Source organism: Bartonella sp. AP65SXKL, from assembly GCF_042195725.1.
GTDB lineage: Bacteria > Pseudomonadota > Alphaproteobacteria > Rhizobiales > Rhizobiaceae > Bartonella.
In genome coordinates, this window is sequence record NZ_JBHIOW010000005.1 from 133,315 (window position 1) to 141,694 (window position 8,380).

Below are 8,380 nucleotides of genomic sequence, written 5' to 3' on the forward strand. Positions count from 1 at the left end.
ACTTGGATTGCCAATTCACATGCGTGTTTTAAAGAAACAGCTCTCAAAACCCTCAAGCCCATTTTACGACAGCACCTACAAGAATATAAAATCTATAGAGCACCATCTCTACACTTCATAAAAGTGCAAGCTGGCACCATCCATCATACACTTTACCTCCAATGATGCCCTTGAAACGGCATAAGAGGCATTTTTATTCATTTTTTGTAAAATTTCACTCCACGCGAGAGCTCATCTAGCTTGTAACGTACGAGCGACATGATTTTGGTTGATTTACTATAAGCAGACTTGAAATGAGAGAATCCTACGGTATTCGAGGTTTTTCATTCAACATGCAAAACATTGAACACGGTCTATAAATCCCATGTTTTATAAATCCCCCTATGTTTTATAAATCCCCCCATGTTTTATACCCCCCATGTTTTATAAATCAAAGCGATGCGCCATAACAGGATCAAGGGAAATATTTATGAAGTGGTGCGGGTGGTCGGACTCGAACCGACACTCCTCTCGGAACCAGATTTTGAGTCTGGCGCGTCTACCAGTTCCACCACACCCGCACACTGCTATAAAAGACAGGACTATAAAAGACAGACTTGTCGATTATTCCTTTGCACTATATGAAGAAGAACAGATTCGTCAACAGAAGACTTCTCATTTTTTAAGAATTCATATCATTTTCTTATCTATTTTATGAAATACTTTCTTTATTGGATTTCTCTACCGGATTTATAGCAATCTCATTTGTAAAGTCTTTACCTCTTAAACTTATAAAAGCCTCATGATATTAAACAAATTAAAGCTTTGGACGATTTCTTTAGCAAATCGGCGTACAGCACCACACTGGCTTGGTTTCATTGCCTTTATTGAAAGTTCTGTTTTTCCAATTCCCATAGATGTTTTATATATTCCGATGCTTCTTATCCATCAAAAACGGGTTTATCGCTATGCTTTGATTGCGACAATCTGTTCTGTATTAGGAGGCATTGCCGGTTGGTTTATCGGACATTTTGCCTATGATACCCTTGCCAAACCCATTTTAGAAATTTATGGTAAGGTTGAAAGTTTTGAATCTCTGAAAAATAGTGCAACCCTGCAATTTCTAATCATTTTACTGATAACATCAGGTTTTTTTCATCTTCCCCCCATCAAGATTGTCACAATTTTGGCCGGTGTTATGAGTGTGCGTCTTGAACTTTTCATGCTTATTTGTATTTTTTCTAGAGGCGCTCGTTTTTATCTTCTCGCGTGGCTGATTAAACATTTTGGACAAAAAGCAATGAATTTTCTAGTACAGCATTTCAAATGGATTGTTCTCATTGGTTGTGTTAGCCTCCTTTTAATTTATGGGATTTTCATAGCTTTTTTAAACAAGAAGCTTTTATAAGGAATAGACTTAATGGCATGCGTTTTGTCTTCTCACCCACTTTTACACAAACACCTTCATCTTGAACCCAGCAGAAAAGAACAAAGTTTATGGGCTTTTTTTCTCGCTTTTTGCTTGTCTGCCACAATAGGGATTGCCCTTGGTTTTGAATATTTCGGAGGATATCTTCCTTGCGATTTATGTCTCATAGAGCGTTTTCCTTATTATGGAGCCATACCATTTTTGCTCTTAGCAGGTTTTGGAGCATGTTTTTTTCGCATAACTGCTTGGATACAACTTTTATTTTTTTGTGTTTTTGTCTTAATGTGCATCAGCCTTGTTTTAGCCGTTTATCATGCGGGTGTTGAATATGGCTTTTGGGCTGCTCCCCTCAGTTGTGGTTTAAGCGCAGTCAGAAAAACCTCAGACATTAACCAGCTGCTCAGCCAATTAAACAACATTCATCCCCCTTCTTGTTCTGAAGCATCCGCACGCTTTCTTTTTCTCTCATTTGCCGGTTGGAATGTCGTCTCAAGCCTATTTTTCTCCCTTATAAGCTTCTATATCGCTTCAAAAGGAATTCTTTCAGTCCATAAAAAACTCTAACCATAAAATAGAAACGAAACCGCGTGCACTCGTTCTCTCCAATCGCTTTCCCCTACCAACAACCCTCCAGTCACCAATCCCCACCCAAAACCACCCACCGCCAAACCAACCCACCCACACCAACGAGTCACCAACATCCCTCCTCTAGCGTTGTACTCAAAAGACAAAAATAAGCAGATACATCCATTTTATGGTTTCACCTCTCTGTACTTATAAGCAACATTTTGATAAAAACTCGTGATAGAAAAGCCGTAAAATAATAAGTGAGGGGACCAATAAATATAAATGGTCTGCTATGGCTGAAGATAAGAACACAGAGCCTTCTACCCTATCACCTATTTCCTTAGATATAACCAAACTTGAAGAACCATGTGTTATGATGGAACATGATCATAATGCATGGCGTGAGCATATAAAAGAAAGGGATTTAAATGCGCCTTACGAAAAACCACCTCATATAAAACCACGAATCAAATCGGCACCACGCATCAGACAAGTTTTTTGGTGTGATTTTCCTCATGATTCGATACTCCCTGAATTTTGGAAAAAGCGGCCTGTTTTAGTGCTTTCTAAGAATGCAAAATTATATGGAAATGTGACAGTTTTACCTTTTTCAACGAAATCACAACCCAATAATCCCGCTGCGTATCCAATACAATCTCCCATAGAGAATAAAAAAGCATGGATTATCTGCAATTATGTCACAACAGTTTCTGTAAGTCGTTTAAGTTGCTCACGTACCGTTCCAAGGTTATCCTGCGAAGATTTTCATAAAGTTGTAGCTCTGATGCTCAAATATTTACCGCATTTACACTATTGACTTTTGAGAAAAATAAGTGTACCTATATCAGCATACACGGCATCAGTAATGGTGGCCGCTTCCCCGCAAGGGGAGATAGGAACGAAGGAGTGGGAAACCGCTCCTTTCGTCATTTTTGGTATTTTTTTGAAAACTGCCATTTTTTGCAACCTTCCCTAGAACATATCCAACATTCATTCTCCACCGTTGTTGTTTTGCTCCACCGTTGTTGTTTTGAAATATCTGCGATTTGGGGTAAGCAGAAGACAATATCCACACCTTGGATCCGGTAAAGTTTCCCATGGAGATTACCGAGATATTGTACATACTTATCATTTCATTGCACAAAAAATCGTGCTGCCGTTGCTTAAACTTTATATGATTTTCCGCAATGGGAATATCTTTCCAAGATTGAAAAAAAGCTTCGCTTTATATGACCACACCTCAAACGATCGTATTTGACAAAATAACAAAGAAAATTCTCTAATAAACCAGAAATCAACACCCAACCGATTTCTATCTCTTCACCAATAACAATTGTTTATTGCCCTAACCACATTATTTCACCGGTCACACGAGCTAACATAGCTTTTGCAGATAGACTTTCTTCCTCTTCTCCTAGAAACGATATATTAAGCTATTTTGGGATTTACTGCTAAATTGCTTATGCTTGCACTTTGAATACCTTTTTCTCATTATACAAAAGGTAGATAAAAAAATAATTTCGTTTATCAGCTTTATTTTAAAGACACACCTATTTTTACAGGATACGTTCTCCTTTCTATCAACCCTATCGCATTTAATACACTTGTCGTTTCTAAACATGAACAACCAAGCATCACAATGAAGCAATAGACACCCATCACTTTCATGGGCACTTGCATTGACAAGAGATAAACAAGAGCATTAATCACCACACACGGAACAAAAGTCTATAGAGACTACGCCATAGACTTTCGCCACGCAAGGGTTATTCTTAAAGCATATTTATGATGAGATAATCATTTATGACATCCTTTTTGTTACGCCAAAGAACGGGTTTTGCTAACGAGTTTTACTATTGTGCAAATTTTTCAAGAGAAATCCTCATTCGCTCATAGATGACAAGATTTCTTTATGGAGAGCGCACATGACGCTCAGCTTTGACCTTTTCCATAACAAGGGTAAGTTCAAACTTTAACCAACACGACAATACACCTACTCTAAACGATTTATGTACCACCTCATCGGCAACAGGCTGCTCCAATATCGGTGCATTGACTTGAGGATTTTTTGCACTTCCACGCACCGTAAAAAAAGAAAATATTTTTCTCATGTTGCATTCTCATTTCAATTTATAATGGATTTTAAAAGTGCCCCAAAAAATCAAACAAAAATAGAGAGGTAAGTTACGAAAACTACAGGGTAAATTTTACTGCCCAAAATGTCTATTTTCCCCCGCCTGAACAGTCAGAGGAACATTATAAAAATTATTTTTATTGAAAAACAATTACTTATAATCTAGGGAAGAAAAGTAAAAATCTCCCCCAGAAAAAGAGATTACCTTCAAAATTATCAAAAAAAGCAGCACAATTTTAGTGATCTTTTTATTTTTTTTCTTTTGATAAAAGAGAGCTGGCAGGTGTCTTAGGAGCCCCTCCGGTAGGTTCCCAATTCGCAACAGCCGCTAATTCCTCAATGAGCTTCTCTCTTGGTAAATTATTATCATCCACCAACTTGTACTGAACGGCATGTTCACTAAGCCACTTTATAAGCGTTCCTTTAACAGTTTTACCACCCTCAGCCTCACTCACCGCTTCCCATGCCGCAACAATAGCAGCAAGCTTTGGAGCATAACGTGGATGCGTTGGATCTTGAAACGCATAATATTTCTGATCCTTAGTCTCAGCAGAATCATCCTCAGGAAAAAAAAACGCAGGACGTAGACCACGCGACGAAAGCCATTCTTTTAAATCATCAACGCGAACATATGAGGAATCTGCATCTATAAAATCCGAAAAATTATAGTACGACCATTCTATCTCTAATCGATTGCTTTTTCCCGCTTGAACGATAGCATGATAGGCTGCACGGAAATTAGCAGTTTTCTCTGATGATACGGAAAGGTTATCTTCGTAAATATCACTTTTTTCTGGTTCTAATTTGTTGACAAACAAATACTTTCCTGGATTTAATCCAACTATTAAAAGCGCTGCCTGCGGTATTGTTAGTTTGTGCAAACCCAAAAACCATTCTAAACTATCATCAATGTCCATAGAGTTCCTCTTTTTTCTGCACAATTTCGCTCTTTTTTAAAAACATCAAAAACGTTTGTTAACGCGTAGAGATTATGCACTTCTCACATTTCAATTCATCCCATACTTTAAATAAAAACACAGCACCCACACTCCTCCTTGTGATACACAAGAAAATGATTTGAATTGATTTAAGATAAGAAGTTTTGAAGTGAGAGAATTTTACTGAATTTTGGGCTTTCATACAAGATATCAGGCAAGTTACAAGGCGACAAATGCCCCTTCATAAAGCATAAATTTTTATGCGTGATCAAACAATTTGATATGATAATATCTCTGTCATTTATGCACTCCCACCTTTATCTGTCCCTGCAATTACAGCACAAAAGATAATTCGTTACACGCTAACAAATCCACCTAAATGCAAAAGCTGTAACAACGCTAAAATGCGCGTAAATATCATAAGAATACTGTCTTACACCTCCACAAGCAGAATGAGTGGCGTAAAACTGTACAATAAAATGTCATGCCTATAATGAACAGTGCTAAAGACTGTCGCAACACTGGGAGCTAAGGTGTATGATGATGCAAGCTTGCTCTTTTATGAAGCGTAAAGATTAAGAAGACTCAATGGAGTTTATATTATTTCATGGAAATTTTGCTGCTCTACCCTTCTATACTCTTCACGAGGCCCCCTCGCGAAATGGGCTTTTATCCCTTGAATAAAGATCTCCTTTAAAAGAATCATTTCAAATTCTAAGAGCTGTTACAGTCTTTTGAACGCATAAAATGAATGATGATGCTAGCTTATTCCTTTCCTATATTCTCGAGCATCAATACATTGAAATGCTCCATTCAAACGCCCCTTTAGCAAAATAAAGCACATTGTCTCTTAAATTTTTTCACGTAATCATTTCTTTCATGCGCCCCTGTCGTCTCCATTTGATAAATCTCCTTGTACTTTCTCAGCATCCCATCACCTTTTTTCTCAGTGCAACCTTTTTGCAATTTTTCAGTTTTGAACTTTTAGATTGACTTTCGGTTTATTTTTCTTATGTTTTAGAATTATTCTAAAGTGCAGAGGAACAGAAAATGTTGAGATCGTTTTTTTCATTTGTACAACGTAAAGCTCTGTCCTTTCGTTCAGCACAAAACGTGATACTTAAAGCGCTCAAATTAAAAGAGCAACATGCGGCGCTCTATTTAAAATATGCAAAAGCTCTAGAACCTTATTCCTCTAAGGAAGCCGCGGTTTTTACCGCCATGGGGCTTCAAGAGCTTAAAAATTATAAGCAACTTTTGTGCCTTTCTTGCCATAATCGTGCAAACACTATCGGTTCATTATGTGACAAAACTTCTCTTGTGAAAGGCAAGAACCGCCATCCCTCCCAAAAAACAACAGCGGCAAATCACACCATAAAAAAACCTTCGAAAACGCAAAGACAAACACTTTTGACTTGGATTCAACCAGGTCTAGCAGGGTTAATGGATGGCTCTGTTTCCACCCTTGCCCCCATTTTTGCCGCAGCTTTTGCCACGGGAGACACGCATCAAACTTTTTTGATAGGACTCTCAGCTTCAATTGGTGCGGGACTTTCGATGGGTTTCACAGAAGCAGCCCATGATGACGGCAAATTATCAGGACGTGGTTCGCCATTAAAAAGAGGCCTTGCCAGCGGCATTATGACCACATTAGGAGGATTAGGCCATACTCTTCCCTATTTGATCAACTCTTTTTATGTAGCGACAATTATTGCTTTTATCATTGTTTTTTTCGAACTAGGCGCCATCGTCTGGATTCAGAACAAATTCATGTCAACTCCCTTTTGGCGCGCTTCTTTACAGGTCATCATTGGGGGAGCTCTGGTTTTTGCCACGGGTATTCTTATCGGTAGTATCTAAAAAATCTTATCTGTAACCACAATTTAGATCTCAAATAAGCGCATGCCCCTAGGCATAAGCCATCCTTGATGATGCCATTATTGAAAAATGCCTTTGATGATGTTAGGTGGTGTTGTGGAATATTTTAGGTCAGTAAGAGATGATAAGCAAGCTCTGGGGACAACCTATATCCACACACCTTTATCGACTTGGTTTTATAGATATCTTTTGTTAAAGTATCATTTTCTTCTAGACCTCATATTTTGGAAATGCCTCGATCATGTCGCACACTGAAACCAACGCCTCTCTAAACAATCATCCTGTCTCTTCTCAATCTTCACATGCCCAGACTTTATTTGTTCAGCGTCTTGCACACGGACAAGGTTTAGAACTTCCTTGCTACGCGACAGCGGGTTCTGCGGGTCTTGATCTACGGGCAGCAATTGGAGAAGAAGAAACGCTTGTTCTTGCCCCTGGGCAGCGGGCGCTTATTCCAACAGGTCTCATTTTTCATTTATCTCTTGGGTTTGAAGCACAAATACGTCCACGCTCTGGCTTAGCCTTAAAACACGGCATCACATGCCTCAACACTCCAGGAACGATTGATAGTGACTACCGTGGTGAGGTCAAAGTCCTTCTTATCAATTTAGGACAAGAAGACTTTTCCATCCAACGAGGCATGCGCATTGCCCAAACAGTCATCGCTCCCGTATCCCAAGTCAATGTTTGCGCCATTGAACCAGAGCAAAGTACCCAAAACCATAACGAGAGCCGTGGAACAGGAGGTTTTGGTTCAACGGGACACACTTAAGAAGCTCTGAAAAATCGCTCCTCTCAAAATAACACACATACTTATTCCAACCACTCTTTCACTAGAAGTCCCTTGAGCTTTTAAAGTGCAGAAGAGTGCGCATTTGCTTTCAAAGTTTTTTCACTAAACGCCCCTCTAAACAAGTATCCTTACTCTTCTCCTGTCTCTTCTCAATCTTCACACCCCCCTTGACTTTATCCGTTCAGCATCTTGCACTTGGGACAAGAAAGCTTCCTCACTACACAACGGCTGATTCTGCGGTCTTGGATTTACAAGCAGCAATTGGTAAAGAAGAAACGCTTGTTCTTGCCTCTGGGCAGCGGGCACTTATTCCAACAGGTCTCATTTTTCATTTATCTCTTGGGTTTGAAGCACGCATCCGTCCACGCTCTGGCTTAGCCTTAAAACACGGGCATCACATGCCTCAACACTCCAAGAACGATTGGGTGTGACTATCCGGAAGTGAAGTCAAACTCCTTCTTAATCAATTTAGGACAAGAAGACTTTTCCATTTAAACGGGGCATGCGCGCCATTGCCCAAACAGTCATCGCCCCTGTATCCCAAGTTAATGTTTGCGCCATTGAACCAGAGTAAAATACCCAAAGCCATAACGAGAGCCGTGGAACAGGAGGTTTTGGTTCAACGGGACACACTTAAGAAGCTCTGAAAAATCGCTCCTCTC

8 protein-coding genes, 1 tRNA gene and 1 pseudogene are annotated in these 8,380 nt (G+C 39.3%); 6 read left to right on the plus strand and 4 right to left on the minus strand.

Annotated features, from left to right (window positions below):
* Positions 1-475: 475 nt before the first annotated feature.
* A tRNA-Leu gene (locus ACFIMP_RS04905) sits at positions 476-560 on the minus strand.
* 221 nt (positions 561-781) lie between these two features.
* Between ACFIMP_RS04905 and ACFIMP_RS04910 the strand changes: the two genes are divergently transcribed.
* The gene (locus ACFIMP_RS04910; RefSeq protein ID WP_375679922.1) at positions 782-1,387 is read left to right on the plus strand and encodes a YqaA family protein; all 606 of its coding nucleotides are present in this window, start codon (positions 782-784) and stop codon (positions 1,385-1,387) included.
* 12 nt (positions 1,388-1,399) lie between these two features.
* Complete coding sequence (locus ACFIMP_RS04915; RefSeq protein ID WP_375686089.1) at positions 1,400-1,972, plus strand: disulfide bond formation protein B; 573 nt, start codon at positions 1,400-1,402, stop codon at positions 1,970-1,972.
* Here ACFIMP_RS04915 and ACFIMP_RS04920 read toward each other — a convergent pair.
* Entirely contained in the window at positions 1,969-2,103 is a 135-nt protein-coding gene (locus ACFIMP_RS04920) for a hypothetical protein (RefSeq protein WP_375686090.1), read from the minus strand. The genes ACFIMP_RS04915 and ACFIMP_RS04920 overlap by 4 nt on opposite strands.
* Before the next feature lie 164 nt (positions 2,104-2,267).
* Here ACFIMP_RS04920 and ACFIMP_RS04925 point away from each other — a divergent pair, with 164 nt between their 5' ends.
* On the plus strand, positions 2,268-2,792 hold the full coding sequence (locus ACFIMP_RS04925; protein WP_375613249.1) for a type II toxin-antitoxin system PemK/MazF family toxin: 525 nt from the start codon (positions 2,268-2,270) through the stop codon (positions 2,790-2,792).
* Between the two features lie 1,093 nt (positions 2,793-3,885).
* Here ACFIMP_RS04925 and ACFIMP_RS04930 read toward each other — a convergent pair.
* Positions 3,886-4,086, minus strand: a complete 201-nt coding sequence (locus ACFIMP_RS04930) for a hypothetical protein (protein WP_375631973.1) — start codon at positions 4,084-4,086, stop codon at positions 3,886-3,888.
* Between the two features lie 271 nt (positions 4,087-4,357).
* The gene (locus ACFIMP_RS04935; RefSeq protein ID WP_375686091.1) at positions 4,358-5,026 is read right to left on the minus strand and encodes a hypothetical protein; all 669 of its coding nucleotides are present in this window, start codon (positions 5,024-5,026) and stop codon (positions 4,358-4,360) included.
* 1,071 nt (positions 5,027-6,097) lie between these two features.
* Here ACFIMP_RS04935 and ACFIMP_RS04940 point away from each other — a divergent pair.
* The 3 genes and pseudogenes from ACFIMP_RS04940 to dut (ACFIMP_RS04950) all read left to right on the plus strand — a co-directional run.
* A complete protein-coding gene (locus ACFIMP_RS04940) occupies positions 6,098-6,907 on the plus strand; it encodes a VIT1/CCC1 transporter family protein (protein ID WP_375611594.1) in 810 nt (269 codons plus the stop codon).
* 259 nt (positions 6,908-7,166) lie between these two features.
* Positions 7,167-7,697, plus strand: a complete 531-nt coding sequence (gene dut, locus ACFIMP_RS04945; RefSeq protein WP_375621587.1) for a dUTP diphosphatase — start codon at positions 7,167-7,169, stop codon at positions 7,695-7,697.
* Positions 7,698-7,885: 188 nt separating this feature from the next.
* Positions 7,886-8,355: pseudogene (gene dut / locus ACFIMP_RS04950) on the plus strand (dUTP diphosphatase); the annotation flags it as partial.
* Positions 8,356-8,380: the final 25 nt, after the last annotated feature.

Bases quoted from the DNA above. Each gene is read 5' to 3' on its own strand.
- ACFIMP_RS04910 (WP_375679922.1), top strand. From the start codon at position 782: ATGATATTAAACAAATTAAAGCTTTGGACGATTTCTTTAGCAAATCGG.
- ACFIMP_RS04915 (WP_375686089.1), top strand. From the start codon at position 1,400: ATGGCATGCGTTTTGTCTTCTCACCCACTTTTACACAAACACCTTCAT.
- ACFIMP_RS04925 (WP_375613249.1), top strand. From the start codon at position 2,268: ATGGCTGAAGATAAGAACACAGAGCCTTCTACCCTATCACCTATTTCC.
- ACFIMP_RS04930 (WP_375631973.1), bottom strand. From the start codon at position 4,086: ATGAGAAAAATATTTTCTTTTTTTACGGTGCGTGGAAGTGCAAAAAAT.
- ACFIMP_RS04935 (WP_375686091.1), bottom strand. From the start codon at position 5,026: ATGGACATTGATGATAGTTTAGAATGGTTTTTGGGTTTGCACAAACTA.
- ACFIMP_RS04940 (WP_375611594.1), top strand. From the start codon at position 6,098: ATGTTGAGATCGTTTTTTTCATTTGTACAACGTAAAGCTCTGTCCTTT.
- dut (WP_375621587.1), top strand. From the start codon at position 7,167: ATGTCGCACACTGAAACCAACGCCTCTCTAAACAATCATCCTGTCTCT.